A 24,153-nucleotide genomic window follows, 5' to 3' on the forward strand; every position below is an offset into this window, starting at 1 on the left:
TTCTCTGATCCGTCGTATCATACAATATATAGTGTATGATCACTGTTTTATCTACAAGATCCTGTTAGTATTTCAATACTATCATCGACCGCACCGGAAGTCAATACATGATTCTTCCCAGAGTAAGATTCTTTGGTTCTCTGATTTTCTCCGAATTTTCAATGGTTTGCGCCATATATTCCCCAAAAGAGATCGGAAGATTTTTTTCTCTGGAAAATACTTCCTGTATTTCTTTTTTCGTTTTTAATACAAACACGGATTTTGCAATATGAGGATATCGCAGCAATTCCTGTACAATCTTCCAGTCTGTCTGATTATTTCCGAAAACCACTACCTTTAAATGTCCGAAATTTAACTGTTTTGCCTGATATTTCTGCCAAAGCCGATTTGCGTCCTTCAGGGAATCTGCCAGAAATGTAATGGATTTGGAAGGAACCTTCGTTCCCATATTGCTTCCCTCCCCATCAAAGTCTGCATAAGAATAGCGTATTAAATACTTTTTTTGATTGATTTTTTCAAATCCCATCGCCAAGATAAAGCAGCTGTCCTCAATATCCGGCTGCTTTTTGCAGCCGGATGCGCCAATCGCCAAAATCATCACAAGAATCCCTGCTGTAATTTTCCTAAGCGTTCCCATGGTTCCTCCTTCTCACAAGCCAAAATAAAGTAATCGGAAGTATCAGCCCTGCCGCCAGATTTCCATAGATCAACGGATAAAAATATTGATGAAACAGTTCTCGGCTTTCTGCCAGCCATTTTGTCAGTGCAAAAATACCTCCGTAGGATAAAATAACACCAACGATTCTCCCCTTGGGAAACGCATGTTTTACACTCTCATTGGCATAAAATAAATACCCGCTAAAAACACAAAAGACGCCTACAATCCAAAATGCAATTAAAAAAATATCCAGCCGCGCCATTAAGCCTCCCGGCATTGCGGCTCCCTGAGCCATAGACATTACCGGATTCTCGTCAAATAACGTCAGCTTTCTTCCCAGTGAGCCCACCGTCACAACAAAAATACCCACAAATAAAATGGTCAGACCAAAAAGAGAGCCTAATTTCATGTCTCCCTGTCTCATATCTCCACGGTAAAACCAAACCAATTCAATGGGGTGCAGCAGCGCCAGCAAAAGAAAACTCCCCTGCATCCACATTTTCCAATCCCACTGGTCAATGACAAGCTGATCCAACGATAAATTTCCCACGCTTAATAATAAAACAAAAATTACGGGAAGAAGGACAAACCAGAAAATCCCCTCCATGACACGCCCCCGTTTGCCAAGGCCTCCACGATTCATCTGATAAGCCAGAAGTACCAACGGCAGCCCGATCAGATATCCGGATCTTCCCGGCATAAGATACTGTCGAGCCAAAGAGACAATGCACATATAAAAAAATGCTGCGTTAATCCAAAATCGAAGGTAATAAAAAAACGTTACCCACGGATACTTTCTTAATACTTGTTCTACGGAAATTCCTTTTGCGGTCTTTGCAGTCACCAAAAGATACCCTCCCGCCAGAATACAAGCCGTTATAACTGTAATCAGACCGCATCCATAAGCACCCTGCAGAGCAATCTGCGGCAGAAACATTGCCGCCGCAGAGAATGTCTCCAAAATAAATATACGATTGCCCTGCCTTTGCGTAATTTTTTGCAAATTAGTTTTCATCCCGTTCCTCCTTTTGCCGGATTCTTGCCCCTTTCTTAGTAAATTCCGGACGGTATTTCATAGTCTGCAGAGGAGCTCGTATTACAAAATCCTGAAATCCTGTTTTTTTCTCTCTCCCTTGGCTTGCTGCCGGATACATATAGGGAACCCCATAATTTTCCAGACAGAACAGATGAATGAACACTCCCAGAAATCCCAAAAAGAACCCATACAATCCCCAAACTGCACACATCAGAATCAGAAAAAATTTCATCAGCCGAAACGCACTGTTAAAAATCTCATTGGGAATGGAAAATGTGGCAATGGCAGTTAGCGCCACAACGATCACAACAATTGTACTGACCAGGTGAGCGTCCACTGCCGCCTGTCCTACAATTAATCCTCCAACAACACCGATGGTTCCCCCCAGCTGCCCCGGGAGACGAATCCCGGCTTCTCTCAACAGTTCAAAGGACAATTCCATCAACAGAACTTCCACGACAACGGGAAAAGGAACCCCCCCTCTTGCAGAAATCAGTGCCAGAAGAAAAGACGTTGGCAAAACTTCAGGATGGAAACTGGCAATTGCCACATAAAATCCGGGAAGCCCTACTGCAAGAAACGCGGCAAAATATCTCAAAATTCTTGCAAACGTTGCCGTCTCCCATCGATTATAGTAATCATCACTTGCCTGAAAAAAAACATTCATTGTCACCGGAAGCAATAAGACCATCGGAGAATTATCCACAACAACGGCAATTCTGCCTTCCATCAGAGCGGAAGCCGTTTTATCCGGTCTCTGGGTCAGCTGGTAAATGGGAAATGGCGTTTTGCTGTTCCTCTCTAAAAACTGCTGCAGCATTCCACTGTCAAACACCCCATCCACACAGATTTTGTCCAGCTGCTTCTGAATGGTTTTTAACACATCCTCTTTTACAAGATCCTCTATATACATCAGTGCGTAATCTGTCTTGCTCCTGGTCCCCACCTGCTTTTGTAAAACCTTTAGTCTCGTATCCCTGATTCTTCTCCGAATCAACGCAGTATTCGTTCTCAGACTTTCATTAAAGCTGTCCTTCGGACCAACCATGGCTACTTCCTGATCTGCCGTCTGCACTCCCCTGGTCGGAAAAAATTTGCTGGATATCAACAGCGCCTGCTCCATTCCATCGAAAAAAATAACGGTATTCCCTGAGAGCACCGCAGTCATCGCTTCCTCCATTGTGGAGATCCACTTCCAATCTGCATTTTCAATAACCCATTGATCAATGGCTTGCTCCGCGTCCCGAAGCGGGTCCAAAAGCATCGGTTTCATGACGGATTCCTGAAGCATTTCCGTATTTACCAGTCCGTCAATATAAACCAGATACATTTCAAGATTTCTCTTTTTTCCAATTTTAAATTTCTTTTTCACCAGATCATTACAATCTTTCATAACTTCTTCCACATATCGGATGTTTGCGGAAAGACCTTTTGAAATATTTCCAATGAGCCGGTGCTCTCTGCTGTGAAACTGATCCATAAAAATCCGCCTCTCTTTTTTCTTTATTATGCGGAACTTTTTTAAAACTATTCATTTACTTCCTTTTTGTCTCCTTTTATAATGATTACAAGACAAATAGAAATCGAGGATCTGCCTATGATATTTACAAGAGATAAAAAATTTTATAAAACACTGGTTCATCTGATGGTTGTGGTCATACTTCAAAATCTGGTGGCTTACAGCGTCAATATGGCAGACAACCTGATGCTGGGCATTTACAGCCAGCCCGCTTTGTCGGGAGCTGCCACCGTCAATCAGATCCAGTTTTTGCTTCAGCAAATGACACTTGCCATCGGAGACACACTGGTTATTATCGGTTCCCAATACTGGGGAAAACGACAGCCAAAGCCAATTCGCAGTCTGACCGGAGTTGCCATTTTATTGGGGCTTCTTCTCGGCCTTTCCGTCTTTTTTATTACCAGCGCTTATCCCAGAGAACTCCTGATGCTTTTTACAGACAAAGAAAGCTATTTAAGAGAAGGTACCGCTTATCTTTCCCTGATTCGCTTTACCTATCCTTTGTTTGTTCTCTCAACCATCCTGATGTCCGCTCTGCGCAGTGTCGAGACGGTTTCCATTGCGCTGAAAGTGTCTGTTGCATCACTGGTGGTAGATGTTTCTATTAACTATACTCTGATTTTTGGGAAATTCGGATTCCCGGAGATGGGAAGCCGGGGCGCCGCCGTGGGAACGCTTGCCGCCCGTATTTTGGAATTGCTTGTAATCTCAGGCTATCTTTTGTTCTTTGACCGAAAGCTGAGACTGTTTGGACGGGAACTCTTTCATATCACAAAAAAAACCTTGAAACATTTTTGCGAAATTTTATGGCCTTCCTTTGTATCCAATACCCTCTGGAGCATTGCCACCCCAATTCAGACCGGAATCCTCGGACGTCTCTCTGCTGACGCCATTGCCGCAAACTCTGTGTCCACAACCTTATTTCAATATCTGAAGGTTGTGACCATCGGGGAAGCCTCCGCATCCTCCGTCCTGATCGGCACTGCCATCGGAGAAGGAAACAGCCGGTCCAAAATCAAGGAGTACAGCCGCACGCTTCAGGCAATTTATCTTATGATCGGCACAATCCTAGGCATCAGTCTGTTCTTCCTGCGGACTCCGCTTCTTCAAATGTACAATCTGACTCCGACGGCCTACCGAATGGCAGATCAAATTCTGATTCTTTTGGCATTTATCATGGTTGCTATGGCTTACCAAATGCCAACCGGCCTTGGAATTATCAAAGGCGGCGGAGATGTCAAGTATATGATGTATTTAAATCTGATTTCCACCTGGGGAATTGTAATGCCGCTGTCCTTCCTTGCTGCTTTTGTCTGGAAGCTTCCGGTTGCCGCAGTTGTCGCAATTTTAAATTCCGATCAGTTTTTCAAATGTATTCCGACGTGGCTTTATGTAAAAAAAGACCGCTGGATTCGGACATTGACGGATTCTTAAGTCACAAAAAGAAACAGCCGGTCATCTGATCGGCTGTTTCCTTTCTGTTCTCTCTTTGGATACATGCATTGTTCTAGTATTCTTCTTTGATATTGCGAATTACCGTCATCTCCTGATTCACAATATGCTTTTTCATTATCTCCCTTGCTTCTTCTTTTTTCCCTGTGATCATCGCCTTCACCAACTCCTGATGCTCTTTTAAAAGCACCGCATGATACTCTGCATCTTTTACATACTCTAAACGATAACGATAAAACTGCTCTCTTAAATTTCCGATAATCTGAATCAGACGAGGGTTTGCTGTAGCGTCAAAAATAATATCATGAAACTCCATATCACTGTCGGCAATTGCGCCGTTATCTCCGGATGCAATGGCATCCTCAAATTCTTTCAGCGCTGTTTTCAGTTTTTCTCTTGTTTCCTCATCCATGCGCTCTGCCGCCAACTCCGCCGCTAATTCTTCCAGAGAGCAGCGAACCTCCAATACATCTCTTAAATCTTTTTCCGTAATTCTTGCAACTTCCGCACCCTTTCTTGGAATCATAACAACCAGACCTTCCAGCTCCAGTTTTCGGATTGCCTCTCTCACCGGCGTTCTGCTGACACCAAGACGATTTGCCAGCGCAATCTCCATCAGCCGCTCTCCGGGTGCAAATTCCCCGGTAATAATTGCCTGCCGCAATGTATTAAATACCACATCTCTCAGTGGCAGATACTCGTTCATATTTACCTTTAATTTATCGCTCATCGTTTTCTCCTCCTGCTTCTCTTACTGTATTGGATTTACCACATAGGCCTGCTTTACGTCTTTCATCTCTCTTAAAGATTCCAATGCCGCTTCTGCGGCAGAAGTATCTGAAAAAATTCCGAAAATTGTCGGTCCGCTTCCGCTCATCAATACTCCCATCGCGCCCTGTTTTCTCAAATGATCTTTTATTTTTTTGATGATTGGATATTCCCCAATTGTCACAGTCTCTAAAACATTCTCCAGCCGATCGCAAATCCCCTTCAAATCCTTCTGCTCCAAACATGTTATCATACCGTCAATATCCGGATGACTTGAAAGTTCAGATAATCTTAAATTCTGATATACAAACCCGGTTGAAACACTGATTCCCGGTTTCACAATCAATATTTTACAGTCCGGCATTGGTGCAATCTTTGTCAGTTTCTCTCCAATTCCCTCTGACAGTGCCGTCCCTCCCCAGATACAGTACGGAACATCCGCGCCCAAAGTCACACCGATCTCACATAATTTTTCTTTAGAAAGTCCCAAATGGAATAATTCATTCATTCCATGAAGCGCCGCCGCACAATCAGTACTTCCTCCTGCCATACCGGCTGCCACCGGAATCCTCTTCTGAAGATCAATTTCAATTCCGCCTCTCAGCCCGTAAGTTTCCTTCATGATTTTCACAGCCCGATATACAAGATTCCGCTCATCCACAGGAAGAAACGACAGATTGCAATGCATTGTAATTCGGTCTTCTGCAATTTTTCGCATCTTTAACAGATCATAAAGACCCACCGTCTGCATAATCATCCGCACCTCATGATACCCGTCCTCACGTTTTCGGATCACATCCAGACCAAGATTAATTTTCCCATATGCTTTTCGAACAATATGATTCATAGATACTCCTTTGCCTTAAGACACACGAAAAGACAGACCGCTTCTGTCTCTCATGTTCTTGTATACAAAATATTATAATATTGTTCTGAAAAAAATGCAATCCTTAATTTATAAATTACGCCCCATTTCCTTGACAATCAAAAGTTTATCCCCCGGATTCACTTCCTCAATTCCTTCATTTTGTTCCCGAATACTTTCTACCGTAGTAAAATACGCTTTGGCAATAGACCAAAGAGTATCTCCGTCTTTTGCCACATATCCGACAATTCCCGGTATTTTTTGTATTTTCTCATAATCCAGTGATTCTTCCTTCATATCAACCATGATTCTCTGTCTTGTTTTTCGGAACGAAATAAAATCAAAAACCACCGATACCCGAATTTCAATCTCCTCTCCTTCTGTCGGTACTCCCGTCATCTGATCCAGACGCACATCCAACTGATAATCGTCTTCCCCGGTCAGTCCTTTCGCCTCTATAAAAAAAGAAAAAGGCTCCATGTACGATTCACTCATAACCGGCATTTGATCTTCCGTGGATAAGTATAAAACATCTGCCATCCAGACACCCTCTACCGATAATCCCTGATCGGTTATTTCAATATCGTCAACAGTCACGCTTCCTTTCACCGACAGCACCTGCAAAAGTTTTCCAGATTCCTGCTCCATTGGAAATTTCTTTGCAGCCTTCATAATCGCCTGATTCTTTCCGATCAGTGTCTCAAAGTCAAATGTCCGATATTCCGGAATCAATGCCGCCTCCATTGTATAGCCGTCATCGACGTAAGAAAGCATCTGATCTTCATAGATTTTTATATCGCAGTCAATGGTGACATCCACAGAAATGACCCGTTCTTCTCCATCTACATCCGGTCGGACTTCCAGCTGCTGTCCTCCGAGATTTAATCCGATATGCCCAATCATTCCCGGTACACATTCATAGCATTCCAGCTCGGTATGAACCGGCACTTCCCATCTGGAATACTGAACCGGCATCTGGTCATCCTCTCCTAAATATAATAGAAAAACATGCATAACCCCCTGAATTTCAATCGCATGATCGCCAAGTTTTCCCTGAAGATTTTCCAAATCCACCTGACTCCACAAAATTTCATAAATATTCGCTTTATTTGCCGGAAGTACCAAATCTTCCTTCATTCTGGCAATATCCTTTTTGCTGACCACCAGATCCGTCACCGGTATCTCTTTTTTTAATACCGATACCCGATCGTCAAATATATCAATGATCGCCTCTTCTTTCATCTCTTCATTTACCTGAAGTGTAAAAGTCAGCAACACTCTGATACTCAATTTCCGAGAATTAATCAGCACCGTATTAATATCGTCAATGGTATACTGTACTTTCACATAATCTGCCGGAATTACGCCATCCATATGTATGTATTCTTCAAAAGGAAGCGAGTACTCCAAGGATTCCAGAAACGTCCGCGGATCATTTGCGCCATACAGCCCCTGAAAATGAAATTCTCCCTTCATGCGAATTTTATCCACCATCATCTCTGTTTCCTGCATTTTTACCATACCTTTTGTCTGTATGATTTTCTCAATATCCGGTTTGGTATCCGGCACGTTGCAGTCCTGATCTATGGTAATTTGCACCTGTTTTCTTTCCTTTGCCGCGATTCCATAAAAATCTTTTTTATTAAAGTCCATAAAAATTCCTCCCTGTCTGTATATACAAATATATTCAGACAAGGAGGTTTCTATGCATTCCTCATTCAATTTTCCAAAAGCATCATACGTACATCTCTCGTGATCACATCCTGATAGCTGAAACTCACGGTTTTATTATGATCTTTCCCCGACTCATCCTCTAACTCCACTAAAAAAATATTCGGATAAGTTTCTGTAATCACGCCTTTTGCAGTTTCAAATTTATGTCTTCCTCTGTTTGCGCTAATCTTAATTTTACTTCCGATCTGCCCTTTAATTGACTGACGAACTCTTTGCAGGTCTAACTGTGTCATATCATTCACCTCTTTCATATACAGAATTTTCTAATAATTCTGTATAATCCTTTCTATACTATAGCATTTTGCCCTGTTGTTGTCAAATTTATGCATACAAAAAACAATAAAAAGAAGAACTGCAGACAGCTACAATTCTTCTTTTAAGATGCATTTTACGTTTCTCTCTATTGTTCTCCAAACACTTTTTCCAATAAAGTAACTGACGCCATCGCGTCTTCGGCATAATAATCTGCCCCGATATTTTTTGCAATATCCTCTGTTAATACTGCACCGCCGACCCAGATTGGCACCTCACACCCCTCGTTTTTCAATGCCTGTATGGTCCGTTCCATAGACACCACAGTGGTTGTCATCAGAGCGCTTAATCCAATGGCTTTCGGCTGATATTCCTTCCATGCCTCCACCACGGCCTCCACCTTTACATCCTTTCCGAGATCAATCACACGATATCCATAGCTTTCCATAACTACCTTCACGATGTTTTTTCCGATATCATGGATATCCCCTTCCACAGTTGCGATTAAGATTGGTCCTTTTTCTTCTCCATCGGAGGCGGCAAAGGATTCTTTAATCACCTCAAAAGCCTTTTTGGTCGTCTCTGCCGACTGGATCAGCTGCGGAAGAAAAACCTTCCCTTTTTCATATTCTGCTCCTACGGTATTCAGCGCCAGAATGATGACCTCATTGACAACTTCCAGTGGTTTCCTGCTCTCCAGTTCTTTCCTTGCCGCCTGCGCCACTTCGTCCTTCAGCCCATGAACAATGATATCCTTTAGGGAAAATACCGCCGCCGGAGCATTCGCCTGGCTCACCACTGCCTCAGACTGATGTTCAATATAGGTCTGACTGTCCACATCCTGACAGAACAGTACATGAAATGCATCAATGGTTCCCATCAGCTCTGAATCCAGAGGATTGATAATCGGAAGATCCAGTCCCGCTTCCATGGCAAGGGTTAGGAACGTACGATTTAACAGAGGACGATTGGGCAGCCCAAATGAAACATTTGAGACCCCCAAAACTGTATGAACCCCCAGCTTTTTGACCATTTTCATTGCCCGGAGCGTCTCCCGAACCTCTTTTTGCTGCGCAGACGCAGTGAGCGTCAGACAATCAATCATAATGTCTTCTTTTGCGATCCCATAGGTTTCTGCCTTTTTTATGATCTTTTTGGCAATTTCAAACCGCTCTTCCGCTTTTAAAGGAATTCCCTCATCCAATGTCAGACCGATGACCACGCCTCCGTATTTTTTCACCGTTGGAAAAATAGCCTCCATCACCTCATCTTTTCCATTGACAGAATTCACCAAGGGTTTTCCATTGTAATAACGGCAGGCTTTTTCCATTGCTTCCGGATTGGAACTGTCAATTTGAAGAGGCAGCGTCACCACTTCCTGAAGCAGGTGAATCACCTGCTTCATCGTCTCCGGCTCATCAATTCCCGGCAGACCCACATTTACGTCCAGGACCTGCGCCCCCGCTTCCTCCTGCTTTACAGCCTCTATCACCAATTCATCGTAACGCTTCTCAAGAAGCGCCTGCTTCATTTTTTTCTTTCCTGTAGGATTTAACCGCTCGCCGCAGACAATCACCCGATCTCCAAAGGAAACCGTCTGTGTCTGACTGGAAACTCTCGTCTTTTTTACAACCTGCCGTTCCCGAACGGTTTTCGGTGCGGCTTTGGAAAGCTTTTCTATAAATTCCGGCGTTGTTCCGCAGCAGCCTCCCACAATTGCGGCTCCACGTGCCATATAGCCGCTCATCGCCTCCACATATTCATCCGCCGTTACATGATAATGGGTTTGTCCATGTTCCAGACACGGAAGTCCGGCATTGGGCTGCAGCATCACAGGAACTGACGCGGTTTTCAAAATTTCATCTATCATCGGCCCCAGCTCCTTCGGTCCTAACGAACAGTTCACACCCACAACCTCGGCTCCAAGCCCCTGTGCAACATTGACAAAAGTTTCCGGATCATTTCCGGACAGCGTACGACCGTTTTGCTCAAAAGTCATAGTCACAAAAACCGGAAGTTCGCTGTGCTCTTTGACTGCCAGAATTCCCGCTTTCACTTCATAAAGATCGCTCATCGTCTCAAAGAGCACTCCGTCGACCCGATCCTTTGCTATCTCGATCTGTTCCGAAATGATATCATAGGCTTCATCAAAGGAGAGCGTACCCATAGGCTCCAGTAGCTGCCCGATGGGTCCGATATCCAGCATAATATAGGCATCCTGTTCTCTTCCCGCTTCACATCTGGCTTGTCTGGCATTTTCCACAGCTGCCAGGAGCATATCCTTCATTTCATATTTTGCCTCTGACATTTTCAGTCGATTACATCCAAAGGTATTGGTCGTAATAAAATCTGCTCCTGCCTCCAAATAATCTTTGTGAATCTTTTTTAAAAGCTCCGGCTGCCGGATATTGAGTTCCTCCGGAATATCTCCTGCTTTCAAACCGGCGCTTTGGAGCTGTGTCCCTATGGCTCCATCAAATATTAACAAGTCTTTTCCGATTCGGTTCCGTAACATCGTTGTCCTCTCTTTCTAAATGGGCAGTCTTTTTTCACAACACAAGTTTCACAGGACTTCTTTTGTTTGAAGCTCCCGATTCCAATCAGGCCAAGCATAGATTTCTGCGGCAGCAGCAAATCTGTCGCTGTGATTGTGACTCCAAGATTCTTTGAAATATCTAAAAGGGAAGCAATTTTTCTGTTAAAGGACAGCGGAAAGTCCCCATAGCCCGGACATGCGCGATACGTCCGGTTTTGATATCCGAGCCTGCGCTCATATGTATCACAGAATTCTTCCAAATAGGCGCTTGCCACAGCATCCATAACCACCGCTTTTGTCATATGAATCTTTTCATAGTACTTTATTTTTCGTTCCAGTCCAATTCCCAGAGTGCATCCAATCAGCAAACACTCTGAACAATCTTCTAATAAGCTCCCCATCTGCCGTCCCGCAATTTCATCTCCTGTTTCTCCGATTCGCAGCGGTTCTTTTTCAAGATGAAACTTTTTTACAACTGCTTTGGGCTGTGAAATCTGCCGGACTTCTGTGATACAGTCTTTGATAAGTTCCTCAATCTCCTGCGACGGCAGACTGCTGCCGTATCCCAAATATTTTAATGCCGTCTCTCTTATCATCTTTGATTTAATTCCCTTAATATCGTTGGAATATTTTCAAAAATACTTTGAGCAATTTCCGGTCGATTCATCGTATAAATATGAATCCCGTCAACTCCGTTTGTTATCAGATCAATGATCTGCCGGGCAGCATAGTTAATTCCGATTTCTTTCATCGCAGCAGGATTATCATAATATGCCTCAATCATCGTCGACAGCCGGTACGGAATGGTACATCCGCACATTTTGGTTGTACGAATTAAGGATTTTGCATTGGTAATCGGCATAATTCCTGCAAGAATCGGTACAGTAATTCCAATCCTTCTTGCCTCCCGTACCAGACGATAGTAATAATTGTTGTCAAAGAAAATCTGCGTCACCAAATACTTTGCCCCTGCATCCACCTTCTTTTTTAATGCCTCAAGATCCTTTTTAAATCCATCTGCCTCCTGATGTGTCTCCGGATAACAGGCTCCGGAAAGGCAAAACTGTTCCGGGAAATGTTCCTCAATAAATTCATTCAATTCACTTGCATAATGAAATTCCAAATGTTCGGGATCGAATGCTTTGGAATCTGCCGGATAATCCCCCCGAAGTGCCAGGATATTATCGATTCCCTCTTCCTTAAGACGTCTGCATTCTCTTAAGACATCCTCTTTTGAAGATGAAATACAGCTTAAATGCGCCACAGCTTCAATCCCATATTGATGTTTAATTGCAGAGGCAATTTCTACCGTCTTTCCCTTGGTCGATCCGCCCGCTCCATAAGTCACACTAATAAAATCCGGCGCAAGCTTTGCCAGCTCTTCGATGGTATGATAAATGGAGGAAATATCTCCTTCCTTATTCTTAGGCGGAAACACTTCAAAGGAAATGGTTGCTTTTTCCTTTAAAATCTCTGATATTTTCATCTTAGCTTCTCCTTCCTCTGTTATAGACCAAAGCGAACACTTTAAAACCAGTGCTGAACATACTCGCTTCCAATATCATAAATTAAATTCTACCATGTTCCTTTTTCAGTGTCCACCAACGCATCAAGACCAGTTTCCTATAGCCTATTATAAAAATATCCTATAGCCTTGCAGCTGGACGAGCTTCGCTCGATGAGGTATACTATACGTATTTCTAAGAAAGGAGATTTTCATGTTAACCCAACAAGATCTTTCGTTGCTTCGCTGCGCACTCCCATTCTGGGAAAGCTTATCCGGCGCTGAACAAAAGGCTCTGCTGCCTCATGTCACGAAACTTCAATTTTCCAGGGGATCTCTGATCCACAGCCATGACAATGAATGTATGGGGATGCTTCTGATTCAATCCGGTACTGTTCGTGTTTCGATTTTATCAGAGGAGGGACGTGAAATTACGTTATATCGAATGGAAACCGGAGATGTCTGTGTTTTATCCGCATCCTGTGTTCTCAGCGCCATTGATTTTGAAGTTTCTATTGAAGCTGCCGATGATTGTGAGATTTTACAGCTTGCTCCCGCCGCGCTGTCAAGACTGACCAGACAAAACGTCTATGCGGAGCTCTATTTTTACAAGCTTGCCACCGAGCGTTTTTCCGATGTCATGTGGACCATGCAGCAGATTTTATTTACCAGCTTCGACAAGCGACTGGCGGCTTTTCTGTTAACCGAAACCAATCGCACTCAAACCGCTTCTCTGTTTATGACCCATGAACAAATTGCAAAGGAACTGGGTTCTGCCCGGGAAGTCGTTTCCAGAATGTTAAAATATTTTGCAAAAGAAGGGCTTGTCGTCCTTTCCCGCGGCTGTGTCACCATTGCCGACCGAAAAAAACTCCAAGCCCTGACTGTTTAATCTGCTATTTTGTCCAGCATCTTTAAAATTTCTTCTTTTGGTTTCACTCCCACAGAGCGGTCCAAAACTTTCTCTCCATCCATTAAAACTAAAGTCGGAATGGTCATCACCTGAAACTGCTGTGCAAGCTCCGGCTGTTCATCTACATTAATTTTGCAGATTTTGGCAGTCTGTACCTCCTGTGCAAGCTCCTCAATCACTGGCAGCAGCATCTGGCACGGTCCGCACCAGCTTGCCCAAAAATCAATGATTACCGGCTGACTGGAATTTAAAACCTCCTGATCAAAATTTTCCTTTGTAATATGTAAAGCACCCATCGTCTAATCTCCTTTCGTGGCTTGTTGATGATCTTGTCTATATCTTAATCTTTTTGCTGTCATCGTTCTGTAACCAAATCACAAAAGGCCCCGGAAACAAAATGAAGCGGACAAGTCCGCTTCAATTCCCTATATTTTATCAGCATCATTCATACATCCTGTATTTATGACTCTGCATCATCATCCTCTACCCACTGTGCAAATCCTGATTGAGTCGGCAGCTCATCTGCTTCTTCCTTTTTCAGCTCAACCTTTTGTGTCTCCTCGGCAGGCTTTGGATTTTTATGTTTATGGAAAATTTCCATAAATTCCTTTCCGGTAATTGTTTCCTTCTGAATCAGAAACTTTGCCGCCTCATCCAGAATCTCCATATTCTCGCGGATATATGTTAACGCTTTGGCATAAGCCTCTTTTAAGATCTTCATCACAACTTCATCGACTTTTGCTGCCGTAGATTCCGCACAGTTCATCACAGCACGCCCATCCAAATAACGGTTGGTAATAGATTCCAAGCCAATCAAACCAAACTCCTCAGACATTCCATACTGCGTTACCATCGCCCGCGCAATGGCTGTGGCACGTTCAATGTCATTGGATGCACCGGTAGTCACCGATTGGAATTTCACTTCTTCTGCTGCACGCCCTCCAAAGAATGACACAAGATCTGCCAGCATCTCCTCTTTCTTATTCAGATATTTTTCCTCCTCCGGACGTTGCATTGTATACCCGAGAGCTCCCATTGTACGAGGAACAATCGTAATTTTCTGCACCGGTTCCGATTCCTTCTGGAGCGCCATAACAAGCGCATGTCCCACCTCATGGTAGGCTACAATCTGTTTTTCCTCTTTTCCGAGAATCCGGTCTTTCTTTTCTTTTCCTGCGATGACAACCTCTACCGCCTCAAACAGATCTTTCTGTGAGACTGCTTTTCTTCCAGCCTTCACGGCTCCCAGCGCCGCCTCATTGATCATATTGGCAAGATCAGAGCCCACAGCTCCGGAAGTTGCCAGAGCAATCTCTTCAAAATCAACGGTTTCATCCATCTTGACATCCTTGGCATGAACCTTCAGTGTTTCAATTCGTCCTTTCAGATCCGGCCGTTCTACAATGACACGACGGTCAAAACGTCCCGGACGAAGCAGAGCCTTATCCAAAACTTCCGGGCGGTTGGTGGCTGCCAGAATAATAATTCCTTTCGATGTGTCAAATCCATCCATCTCTGCAAGAAGGGCATTCAACGTCTGCTCCCGCTCATCATTTCCGCCTCCGTGGACGCCATTATCACGGCTTTTTCCGATGGCATCAATTTCATCAATAAATATAATACAAGGCGCCATCTGCTGAGCCTGCTTAAACAGATCTCGAACTCTGGAAGCGCCTACGCCCACAAACATCTCAACAAAGTCCGAACCCGACAAGGAGAAAAACGGCACTCCTGCCTCACCGGCAACCGCTTTGGCAAGCAAAGTCTTACCGGTTCCCGGAGGTCCAACTAAAAGGGCTCCCTTCGGAAGCTTTGCTCCGATCTTCGTATAGCGATCCGGGTGATGAAGAAAATCTACCATCTCTGTCAAAGTCTCTTTCGCTTCTCCCTGACCTGCAACATCTGCAAAAGTTACTCCTGTTTTCTTCTCCACATAGACTTTTGCATTGGATTTTCCAACTCCCATCATGCCGCTGCTTCTGCGCATCATCATGACTAAAAATCCAAAAATTAAAATCGTCGGTATAAGATTAATAAGCACTGCCACTACCGTATCCATCGGATCCTGCGGTTCCTGTTCAAATGCAATATCACTCTTAATCAGACGATCTACCAGCTGATAATCTCCGCTAATTCGATCTACTGTATATGTGGTCTTATAAAATGGATTTCCTTCTTTCTTTGGCGTTACTTTTAACTGGCTGTCTGTAACTTTTACACTCTTTACCTGATCCTTATCCAGCATTGTCACAAACCTGTCATACGATATGGTCGTCTCTGTTCCATTTCTCCATTTTGCAATAATTTGATTAAAGAAAAATGTTACAAGAATGGAAATCACAAGGAAAATTGCCAGCATTCTCGCATTCTTCTTTTTATTGTCTTTATCATTTTTATTATTTTGTTGATTATTTTCCAAGTCTCTTCCTCCTTTGATTCATAAACACCATTATATGTTTTCTGTCTTTATAAATCAATAAAACATCTCTAAACTTTTTATAATTTTTTAACGGAACACCGTATCTTTTTCATAAAATTGACTTTTCAGCACAAGATACGGATATGATATTCCCTCTTTTTGTTCCTCTTTCGTCACTCCGATCAATGTGGTGTCAATGTAGATGTGACTCTCATCCATTGTAAATTCTCTGACCTTAATTTTGTAATGCTGCCCCGGCTGCTCTCCATATCCAATCACATAATAAGTATATTCTTTGGTAGAATAAGTGAAATGAAACGCCTCTTTTTTCTCTTCCTCAATCAGCTTCCTCAGTTCCCTTGGAATCACATTCTTTTTACAGACCGCATAGGTAATTTTCTCGTGCTCTCCCTCGCGGTTTTCCCCGACACACCCCGAAAGAAGGATGCTCCAAAGCAGGCAGACGCCCAACATCACAGCAACTTTTTTCATATTCTAAATCCTGTTTTTTAAGACTATTGTATGCGTTTAAGACGAAATTAAGACATCATAGATCATCGGCTGCTTTTCAGGCTTTTCCTGCATAATATGATAATGTTTCATGAAATGCTCCTCTGCCGTCTGCATCTTTTGGAGATCATTGCCGTAAAGCCGGGCAAGAACTTCTCCTCTCTGTACAAAATCACCGACTTTTTTTCGGAGAACCAGCCCAACCGCCGGATCTATCACACTGTCTTTGGTTTCTCTTCCGCCCCCCAGCATAAGAGAGCACGTTCCCATTTCCTCTGTATCAATTTTGCCCACAAATCCCTTTGTATCGGCACATATTTCCTTCCTTTCCTTTGCCTTGGGAAGCCGTTTTAAGATGGATTCCAAATCTCCTATGACGCCCTGAGCTCTCAGAAATTCCAGAAACTTCTCCATAGCTTTTCCGCTTTGGATGACTTCCCGAACCTTTTGGATTCCAACTTCCACCCTGGTTTCCTTCGTTCCCATCATAAACATATAAGCGCCCAAAGTTTCAACAAGCTCCTGAAAGTCTTTGGGTCCGCTGCCTTTTAAAGTGTCCATCGCCTCACGGACTTCCAACGCATTCCCTATGGCGCACCCAAGAGGCTGATCCATATTGGATATCACTGCCGTCATTTGTTTTCCCGCTTTCTCTCCGATGCGTACCATTTCTTCTGCAAGCCTTCTGGCATCTGCAACCTCTTTCATAAAAGCTCCGCTTCCTGTTTTTACATCCAGAAGAACCGCATCCGAACCTGCCGCCAGCTTCTTACTCATAATACTGCTGGCAATCAGCGAGATCTGATCCACCGTCGCCGTTACATCCCGCAGAGCATACAGTCGTTTATCTGCCGGTGCCAAATCCTGCGTCTGTCCCATAATCGCAATACCAATCTCATTTACCTGATTCATAAACTGCCGTTTTGACAGTTCTGTAGAAAATCCCGGAATACTCTCAAGCTTGTCAATCGTTCCTCCGGTATGACCAAGTCCTCTGCCGGACATTTTCGCAACCGGAATATCAAGCGCTGCCACAACCGGAGCCAACACAAGAGAAGTCTTATCTCCCACGCCTCCGGTACTGTGTTTATCCACTTTCCTTCCATGAATTCCTGACAAATCCAGAATTTCTCCACTCTCTGCCATTGCCATCGTCCAATGATATGTTTCATCTCTGGATAATCCCTGAAAACAAATTGCCATTAGCATTGCAGACATCTGGTAATCCGGAATCTCTTCTTGTGTGTATTTCTCAATCATCCATGCGATCTCTTCTTTCGTCAGAGGATGCCCGTTTCTTTTTTTTAAAATCAGATCATACATCCGCATTTTCGCTCCTCCTTTGCTCGATTCTTTCTGTTCTTAGTATATCACAACACTATAAAAACCACACCGAAAAAGCTTTTGATTTTATGTATTTTTGTCCAGAAATGGTACATACTATCAAAGTTTCAAAAGAATCCATTGACAGAATTTATTTTATCTGTTAAATTAAAATAGTAATCATTCCTATTTAAGAAAAGGAGGGTATTTATGCCAGAATTAAAAGGAACAAAAACTGAAGCAAATTTAATGGCTGCATTCGCAGGGGAATCTCAGGCAAGAAACAAATATGACTTTTATGCCAGTAAAGCAAAAAGCGACGGATATGTACAATTTGCCAATATTTTTGCCGAGACTGCATTAAATGAAAAAGAACATGCTAAAATTTGGTTTAAACTGCTTCACGGAGGAAGCGTGCCATCCACCGTGGAAAACTTAAAAGATGCTGCTGCCGGAGAGAATTTTGAATGGACTGATATGTATCCTACATTCGCAAAAGAAGCGAAAGAAGAAGGATTCGATGAAATTGCCAATCTGTTTTCTATGGTTGCCGAGATCGAAAAACATCACGATGAACGTTATCAGCAGTTATCTGCAAATTTAGCCGATGATATTGTATACAAAAGAGATGTGGAAGTTGCCTGGATCTGCACAAACTGCGGACATGTTCACTATGGAAAAGAAGCTCCAAAAGAATGTCCTGTCTGTGCTCATCCACAAAAATTCTTCCAGCTGGACGGAAAAAACTATTAAAAATTTTTCCACTAAGAAAAAGGTCAGATAAGAAATCATGACCTTTTTCTTTTGCATAAAAATTACAGTTCTATTTTTGCTTCTTTTTCGGATGTTTTTTTCTAAGCAATGCCACAAAACCAACGATCACAAGGACATCTGCAACAAACAGCAATTTTCTCCGAATCCCGGAGCCTGCACTCTCCCATGTCTGATCTCCTATTTTGGATTTTCGATCCATCGCCTTTAATTTCTCTGAGTTTCTGATTTCCTCAATTGTTAAATATTTCTTCATATTCCACCTCGCATCGTAAATCTTTTGGGTTTTATAGTACATTTTATTTTGCTTATCATCAGAAGAAAAATCTTTCATTTTCCCATCGGAATTTATAAAGTACTTTAATTTTAATTTGGAAAGATCCATATTTTTTTCTAAGGGCGTCAAGGAAAGTGTTTGAAACTGATCGGTATTTACCTGATAAATTCCATTGGCAACCTGCCATGCTCCATTCTTTTTTCTGAGAGAAGCCACGACATGATCCCCTTCCTCCACCGTCTGTTTTCCGTAATATGAGGAATTATAAACAGGTTTCTTTTTCCCGGTCAGAACATATCGGTGATTTTTCTCTCTTTTCGCTATGGTTTCCGATGTGGACTCCGCAGCAATATAATCAGTAACCTTTAACACAACATAGTCGTCGGAAATATGTGAGACATTTCCAACAAACAGCACATCCTGACGAAAGTTCTCCATGATAGCCTCCGTTTTATCTTCAGCCGAAATCGAAACGCGTCCGCCCATTATAATCGCCAACAAACAAATCATCCACACAATCCTCTGCCTCATCCTTTCCACCTCCCTACTGCTTTTTTCATTATAGCGAAAAAACAGCTTCGATTTCTGACAAAAAGTCTGAAAAATTCTTACTTTTTCCTTAATGGTATATTGCATTTATTTCATTTTTATGAAGAAATTTCGTATATCACAAAAAGAGACGAATCTCCCATTGGATTCGTCTCTTTTTACAGGATCGAGCCTCCTCTTATATTTTTTTGTATTCTTCAATTACTTTTTTGGCTATTGGATTCTCTCGTTCCAGCCCGGTATATTTATAGACCGCTTCCTCAATGCCAATTTGCCTGATATCCTCCTGGAGAAGCTGAGCATTCTGGTCTCTGGGCTCTGAATAGGCAAATCCTGCCGCCATCGCTTTTGCAATGGCTGTATATTCTACCCCATGTTTTAAACACAGCTGCGCAGAACCGGTCAGACGATCTCCTTTTGACAGCTTTCGTATCGGATCATAGGCAACACGATAAATGGAATCCGGCAAAATTCCTTTTGCTGGTGCAAAATATGTCAAATTATGGAGCTCTTCTTCTGTAATAGGATACTCTTTCATTACGGCTTCGGTCAATTCACCGGCAGCCTGCCTGGTGATTTCTGCAATTTCCGGATCTGCTTCTGCTTCCGGAATGGTTTTTAATCCTTTTTGCCATCCCAGAAACGCCAGAGTTGCATGAGGACCATTTACTACAAATACTTTGATATCTTTTAACATCTCAATTTTATCCGTAACCTCCATCCATTCGACATCCTGGAAATCATTATAAATCGGTCCTTGAATCAACAGAGAATTCACTGCAACCGTATCAATCTCTGTGGATACATTACTCTGTGCATCTGTACTTCTGCGTATAATAGAATCTCTCACCGCCACGTTCTGATCAAACCATATTTGGGCTCCCTCTGATAAGAACGCCTTAAAGTCTCTTATGATTCCCGGAATCAGGTAATTTTTGTTGGTAATACATATCATCGTCAATTTTCGTTCCGGATGCACCTTATAAAACTTTTCAAAACACTGCGCCAAATACTTTCCTGCCTCGGCAAAATCCACCGGATACAGCGGAAGGACAATCACATCTGTCTCAAGAAAATCTTCCATTACAGAACATTGGGAATCACAGGTATATGCCTTAAAATTTTTTATTGTTCTGTTTTGAATCTCTTCAACTCTATGGACCTTCACATGGTAACATCCCTTTTTGTTAAGCTCCTCTGCAACCTTCGGATCCTTATCCAAAAATACCAAGTCCCATCCCGCCTGGTCAAATGTCTCTCCGACAAATCCTTTTCCTAATCTTCCTGCTCCTACAATCAACACTTTTTTCATTTCATTCTCCCATCTAAGCGAGAGAACTTTTCGTCTCTTTGATTTCATCCGTTTCATCGGTAATCATATACGTTAGATCACTGGTCTTGCAAACTACATAATTTGATACCGAACCTATTTTTTCCCTAGTAACAAGCGCTGCTGTCTGCGAGGAAACTGATAACATTTTCTGTTTCAGCTGACATTCATTCATTGCCGAATGCGTCACACCAACCTCGTCGCTGATGCTGTAAATTCCCATAAAATACAAGTCCGGATGAATGGTATCCAGCTGCTTGATTGTTTCATAGCCTAAATTCGCCATCGATGCTTTAAATAGGTTTCCGCCCAGAGTAATTACCTGAACATTCGGATAAGTTTCCAATAAATTGATAATCGGAATGCTGTTGGTAATAATGGTACAGGATATTCTCTGATCCAATTGATTGACCAGCTGGTAATTCGTTGTTCCGTCATCAATCAAAATGACAGATTCAGGTTCAATCAATGCCGCTCCTTTCTTGGCAATGCGTATTTTTTCATCCAAATCCAATTCCATTCTCTGATAAAATCTGGTTTTTGCGGGTCCGGTCTTCACTGCCCCGCTGTGAACTTTTTTCAAAAGACCTTTCTGATCTAATTCCTTAATATCTCTCCGAATCGTATCCTCAGAGACTCCGAGTCTCACACTCATTTCACTTGCTATAATCTTCTTTTCCATCGACAGGATGTCAAGAATTTTATCCTGCCGTTCTGCCTTTAGCAGCTTCATAATCGCACCTTTCCTTTCCTACTTCATCTCTCTGTGACTTCTGGAACTTTTTCCAATCTTACCCTATTTCATGATGATATTATTATAGCGAATCCATAGAAAAAGAAAAAGTGTTCTCTAAATATTCTTTAAAATATCCAAAATCTCTTTTTTATTCTGTGCATACCGCATTTTCTCAATATTTTCCTCATTTGCACAAATCAGAGCAATATTGCTTAGCATATTTAAATGCGTTCCGTCTTTTCCCGCGATTCCGATGACCACATATGCTATATTCCCTTCTCCGAAGTCCACTCCTTCCGGTACCTGCAGTACAGATAATCCGGAAGTATAAATTTCCTGATCGGAGCTCTCAATCCCATGAGGAATCGCAAGATGATTTCCGATGTACACAGAAAATCTCCGCTCTCTCTCCTGCATGTGCTCAATATATTTCGGCGTTGTATATCCAAGATCTGCCAGAACCTGTCCCGCCTGCCGGATTGCTTCCTCCTTGGTCTTAACCTTCACATTCAGACAAATATTATCTTCCGTCAGGATTGGCTTGACAAACTCTTCATGATTTTTTTCCTTCACAATCCGAAGCGCTTCATCGTAATCCGATTCTTTTAAAAAGTTTTCCACAATCAGAAATGCCTTTCCTTCCGGGTTTACACTCATTTTGGCCCGCTCCATTAATCCTTCCAGCGTAATGATCATATCCGCCTCCGGATCAATCTGTCCTGCTGCTGAATTTACAACTTTGATATCCTCAAATCCTTCTTTTCGCAGACGATTCTTCAAGACCGATGCTCCCATAGCACTGGACCCCATTCCTGAATCACATGCCACCACAATATACTTGACCCCTTCTTGAAGCGCTGTTTTGTGCGCAGATGAACGCTCTGCTTTTTTCATCTTTCCTGCTGTAGAAATTCCGGCTACAGATAAATCCGCTTCTTCCTCCGGTGATCCGATTGTTTTCAGAAGAAATGCTCCAATTAAAAATGCTGCGCAAAATCCTGCCGCAATTGCTATAAAGTTTGCCACAGCCGCATCCTTTGGCGTCATAAGCGCAATATTAATTAAACTTCCAGGAGATGGCATTCCAACCAGTCCTCCGCCTAAAATGACCAGTAGGAATAGGGATATCGCAAGACCTCCCATGGTAGCAAAAATCATAATCGGATTTGCTAAAACAAACGGGAAATATACCTCGCCAATTCCGGCAATTCCGGCAATAAACATTGCCATCGGAGCTGTTTCCTTCGCTTTTCCTCTTCCAAAGAAAGAAATAGAGCACAGCGTTCCAAGCAGCGGACCACAGTTTGAATCCAGCAAAAACATCAGGGATTTTCCTGCCTCCGAAGCCTGCGCATAGGCAATCGGTGAAATAATTCCGTGATTTACCGCATTGTTTAAAAACAAAACCTGTGCCGGACACATAAAAACTGCCAGAAGCGGAATCAGCTTCTTTGTAATTAAAAAGTTAATTCCCGCGGTGAGCACCGCAATAATTACATTTACCACCGGACCGATAATAAAATATCCCAGAATAGCCAGTGCAAATCCTAAAATTCCAAGACTGAAATTATTTACAAACATTTCAAATCCCGGCTTAATTTTTCCTTCTACAGCGCGATCAAATTTTCTTAAAAGCCAGGAGGATAACGGACCCATAATCATTGCTCCACTGAACATTGTAACATCTGATCCCACAATGACTCCCATCGTTGTAAATGCTCCGATCACACCTCCCCTCTGCCCATGAATATTATAGCCGGCTGTATATCCGATCAATATCGGCAGAAGATAATTTAAAATTGGAGATACCATCTCATTGAGCTTTTCGTTTGGTATCCATCCGGTAGGAATGAATAATGCAGCCAGAAGCCCCCATCCTACAAAGGCGCCGAGATTCGGCATAACCATGCCGCTCATATGTCCGCCGAATTTCCGGATCTTATCTAAGGTTTTTACATTTCCCATATCGCATCCTCCTATGTTTTTATTGAATCATCCATCCTATGATTTTCAGGTTTGATTATCTGGTAGATTTTGCTCCACTGATATTAATGGTTGTTCCTGATATATAGCTGGCTCTGTCTGACAGCAGATAGCAGATTAAATCCGCAACTTCATCTAATTTCCCGGCTCTTCCCATCGGAATAATTTTTTCATAGTCTGAAGACACATTGTTTGGATCCTGTCCTCTTGTATACGCCAGCGCTGCAAATGCCTCGTCATTATTCATCGGGGTTCTCTCATTGATCGAAGGTGCAACGCCGACCACCCGGATATTATATGGTCCCAGCTCTTTTGCCCACGACATCGTATAGGATAATACGGCTCCCTTCGTTCCAGAATAGCAGCTTTGTCCCTTTGAACCTGCCTGCCCTGCCTCAGATGACATATTTACAATGACGCCGCTTTTTGCCTGAATCATATGCCTTGCAACTGCCTGAGAACATAAGAACACACCTTTTTGATTTACATTTACCATAAAGTCAAAGTCTTCTTCCGTTAACTCATATTCCGGTTTTTCTCCATAATAATCTACCAGCAGTCTGGGGCGGCTCACGCCTGCATTATTTAACAATCCGTCAATCTGCCCATATCGCTCCATCACCTGAGCTACCATGGCGTCCACACTGTTCTTCTCTGCGACATTGCATTTCACAAAGAAAACTTTTTCATCCTTTGCAAATTCCGGATTTTCTGTCAGATCTGCAATTACAACGACGGCTCCATTGCTGCGAAGTGTCTTTACAACATGTTCCCCAATTCCCTGGCTTCCTCCTGTTACAATGATTACTTTTCCTGTTAAATCCATCCACTGCTTCATCACACTTCTCCTTTTCTTGTCTCGCACACTCATGCATATATTCTGCGCGTTTTTGCTTTTTATTCTTGTTATAGCCTTATAATACCAGCATAAAATTGCATTGTCAAGCGTTGTATGTGCATTTTTTTGCCTGTTTACATTTTTATTTTTCATTTCCATGCAAATACGCGCAAAGCGTTT

At 42.7% G+C, this 24,153-nt stretch carries 22 protein-coding genes; 3 read left to right on the top strand and 19 right to left on the bottom strand.

All coding sequences use genetic code 11. From position 1 onward, the window contains the following. Positions 1-100: 100 nt before the first annotated feature. From AC27EF_RS04380 to AC27EF_RS04390, 3 genes are read right to left on the bottom strand one after another with little or no spacing between them, the layout of a single operon-like run. The gene (locus AC27EF_RS04380; protein ID WP_487109136.1) at positions 101-637 is read right to left on the bottom strand and encodes a Ger(x)C family spore germination protein; all 537 of its coding nucleotides are present in this window, start codon (positions 635-637) and stop codon (positions 101-103) included. Further along, positions 624-1,673: a GerAB/ArcD/ProY family transporter gene (locus tag AC27EF_RS04385; RefSeq protein ID WP_487109137.1), complete on the bottom strand. Its 1,050-nt coding sequence runs from the start codon at positions 1,671-1,673 to the stop codon at positions 624-626. Before AC27EF_RS04385 ends, AC27EF_RS04380 begins: the two co-directional genes overlap by 14 nt. Further along, complete coding sequence (locus AC27EF_RS04390) at positions 1,663-3,174, bottom strand: spore germination protein (RefSeq protein WP_487109139.1); 1,512 nt, start codon at positions 3,172-3,174, stop codon at positions 1,663-1,665. The genes AC27EF_RS04385 and AC27EF_RS04390 overlap by 11 nt, the downstream gene beginning before the upstream one ends. A gap of 117 nt (positions 3,175-3,291) precedes the next feature. Here AC27EF_RS04390 and AC27EF_RS04395 point away from each other — a divergent pair, with 117 nt between their 5' ends. After that, on the top strand, positions 3,292-4,647 hold the full coding sequence (locus tag AC27EF_RS04395; RefSeq protein WP_487109141.1) for an MATE family efflux transporter: 1,356 nt from the start codon (positions 3,292-3,294) through the stop codon (positions 4,645-4,647). A gap of 73 nt (positions 4,648-4,720) precedes the next feature. Here the strand turns inward: AC27EF_RS04395 and AC27EF_RS04400 are convergent, their stop codons facing one another. The 7 genes from AC27EF_RS04400 to metF form a co-directional block, all read right to left on the bottom strand. Next, complete coding sequence (locus tag AC27EF_RS04400; protein ID WP_487109143.1) at positions 4,721-5,395, bottom strand: GntR family transcriptional regulator; 675 nt, start codon at positions 5,393-5,395, stop codon at positions 4,721-4,723. A 21-nt stretch (positions 5,396-5,416) separates the two neighbouring features. Further along, on the bottom strand, positions 5,417-6,280 hold the full coding sequence (ispE, locus tag AC27EF_RS04405) for a 4-(cytidine 5'-diphospho)-2-C-methyl-D-erythritol kinase (protein ID WP_487109145.1): 864 nt from the start codon (positions 6,278-6,280) through the stop codon (positions 5,417-5,419). A gap of 108 nt (positions 6,281-6,388) precedes the next feature. Then, on the bottom strand, positions 6,389-7,951 hold the full coding sequence (locus AC27EF_RS04410; protein ID WP_487109147.1) for a DUF3794 and LysM peptidoglycan-binding domain-containing protein: 1,563 nt from the start codon (positions 7,949-7,951) through the stop codon (positions 6,389-6,391). Between the two features lie 65 nt (positions 7,952-8,016). Further along, the gene (locus AC27EF_RS04415) at positions 8,017-8,265 is read right to left on the bottom strand and encodes a Veg family protein (RefSeq protein ID WP_487109148.1); all 249 of its coding nucleotides are present in this window, start codon (positions 8,263-8,265) and stop codon (positions 8,017-8,019) included. Positions 8,266-8,432: 167 nt separating this feature from the next. Next, entirely contained in the window at positions 8,433-10,799 is a 2,367-nt protein-coding gene (locus AC27EF_RS04420; RefSeq protein ID WP_487109149.1) for a homocysteine S-methyltransferase family protein, read from the bottom strand. After that, the gene (locus AC27EF_RS04425) at positions 10,766-11,416 is read right to left on the bottom strand and encodes a Vitamin B12 dependent methionine synthase, activation domain protein (RefSeq protein ID WP_487109151.1); all 651 of its coding nucleotides are present in this window, start codon (positions 11,414-11,416) and stop codon (positions 10,766-10,768) included. The genes AC27EF_RS04420 and AC27EF_RS04425 overlap by 34 nt, the downstream gene beginning before the upstream one ends. Continuing rightward, the gene (metF, locus tag AC27EF_RS04430) at positions 11,413-12,306 is read right to left on the bottom strand and encodes a methylenetetrahydrofolate reductase [NAD(P)H] (RefSeq protein WP_487109152.1); all 894 of its coding nucleotides are present in this window, start codon (positions 12,304-12,306) and stop codon (positions 11,413-11,415) included. Before metF ends, AC27EF_RS04425 begins: the two co-directional genes overlap by 4 nt. Positions 12,307-12,538: 232 nt before the next feature. Between metF and AC27EF_RS04435 the strand changes: the two genes are divergently transcribed. Continuing rightward, the gene (locus tag AC27EF_RS04435) at positions 12,539-13,216 is read left to right on the top strand and encodes a Crp/Fnr family transcriptional regulator (RefSeq protein WP_487109153.1); all 678 of its coding nucleotides are present in this window, start codon (positions 12,539-12,541) and stop codon (positions 13,214-13,216) included. Here AC27EF_RS04435 and trxA read toward each other — a convergent pair. From trxA to AC27EF_RS04455, 4 genes are all read right to left on the bottom strand, one after another. After that, positions 13,213-13,533 carry a thioredoxin gene (gene trxA, locus AC27EF_RS04440; RefSeq protein WP_487109154.1) on the bottom strand — a complete coding sequence of 107 codons (321 nt, stop codon included), beginning with the start codon at positions 13,531-13,533 and terminating at the stop codon, positions 13,213-13,215. The genes AC27EF_RS04435 and trxA overlap by 4 nt on opposite strands. A gap of 164 nt (positions 13,534-13,697) precedes the next feature. Continuing rightward, positions 13,698-15,596: an ATP-dependent zinc metalloprotease FtsH gene (gene ftsH, locus AC27EF_RS04445; protein WP_487109422.1), complete on the bottom strand. Its 1,899-nt coding sequence runs from the start codon at positions 15,594-15,596 to the stop codon at positions 13,698-13,700. A gap of 147 nt (positions 15,597-15,743) precedes the next feature. Then, entirely contained in the window at positions 15,744-16,148 is a 405-nt protein-coding gene (locus AC27EF_RS04450) for a protease complex subunit PrcB family protein (RefSeq protein WP_487109155.1), read from the bottom strand. A 36-nt stretch (positions 16,149-16,184) separates the two neighbouring features. After that, positions 16,185-17,495: a pyrimidine-nucleoside phosphorylase gene (locus tag AC27EF_RS04455; protein WP_487109156.1), complete on the bottom strand. Its 1,311-nt coding sequence runs from the start codon at positions 17,493-17,495 to the stop codon at positions 16,185-16,187. 204 nt (positions 17,496-17,699) lie between these two features. Between AC27EF_RS04455 and rbr the strand changes: the two genes are divergently transcribed. Next, on the top strand, positions 17,700-18,242 hold the full coding sequence (gene rbr / locus AC27EF_RS04460) for a rubrerythrin (protein ID WP_487109158.1): 543 nt from the start codon (positions 17,700-17,702) through the stop codon (positions 18,240-18,242). Between the two features lie 70 nt (positions 18,243-18,312). Here rbr and AC27EF_RS04465 read toward each other — a convergent pair whose 3' ends face one another. From AC27EF_RS04465 to AC27EF_RS04485, 5 genes are all read right to left on the bottom strand, one after another. Next, positions 18,313-19,068 carry a hypothetical protein gene (locus AC27EF_RS04465; RefSeq protein WP_487109160.1) on the bottom strand — a complete coding sequence of 252 codons (756 nt, stop codon included), beginning with the start codon at positions 19,066-19,068 and terminating at the stop codon, positions 18,313-18,315. A gap of 196 nt (positions 19,069-19,264) precedes the next feature. After that, the gene (locus AC27EF_RS04470; RefSeq protein WP_487109162.1) at positions 19,265-20,398 is read right to left on the bottom strand and encodes a mannitol dehydrogenase family protein; all 1,134 of its coding nucleotides are present in this window, start codon (positions 20,396-20,398) and stop codon (positions 19,265-19,267) included. 13 nt (positions 20,399-20,411) lie between these two features. Further along, the gene (locus AC27EF_RS04475; protein ID WP_487109164.1) at positions 20,412-21,149 is read right to left on the bottom strand and encodes a DeoR/GlpR family DNA-binding transcription regulator; all 738 of its coding nucleotides are present in this window, start codon (positions 21,147-21,149) and stop codon (positions 20,412-20,414) included. A 117-nt stretch (positions 21,150-21,266) separates the two neighbouring features. Further along, positions 21,267-23,117 (bottom strand): PTS mannitol transporter subunit IICBA, encoded by a 1,851-nt coding sequence (locus AC27EF_RS04480; protein ID WP_487109166.1) that lies wholly within the window; start codon positions 23,115-23,117, stop codon positions 21,267-21,269. 55 nt (positions 23,118-23,172) lie between these two features. Further along, complete coding sequence (locus AC27EF_RS04485; RefSeq protein ID WP_487109168.1) at positions 23,173-23,973, bottom strand: SDR family oxidoreductase; 801 nt, start codon at positions 23,971-23,973, stop codon at positions 23,173-23,175. Positions 23,974-24,153 lie beyond the last annotated feature (180 nt).

Source organism: Anaerostipes stercorihominis (assembly GCF_057535655.1).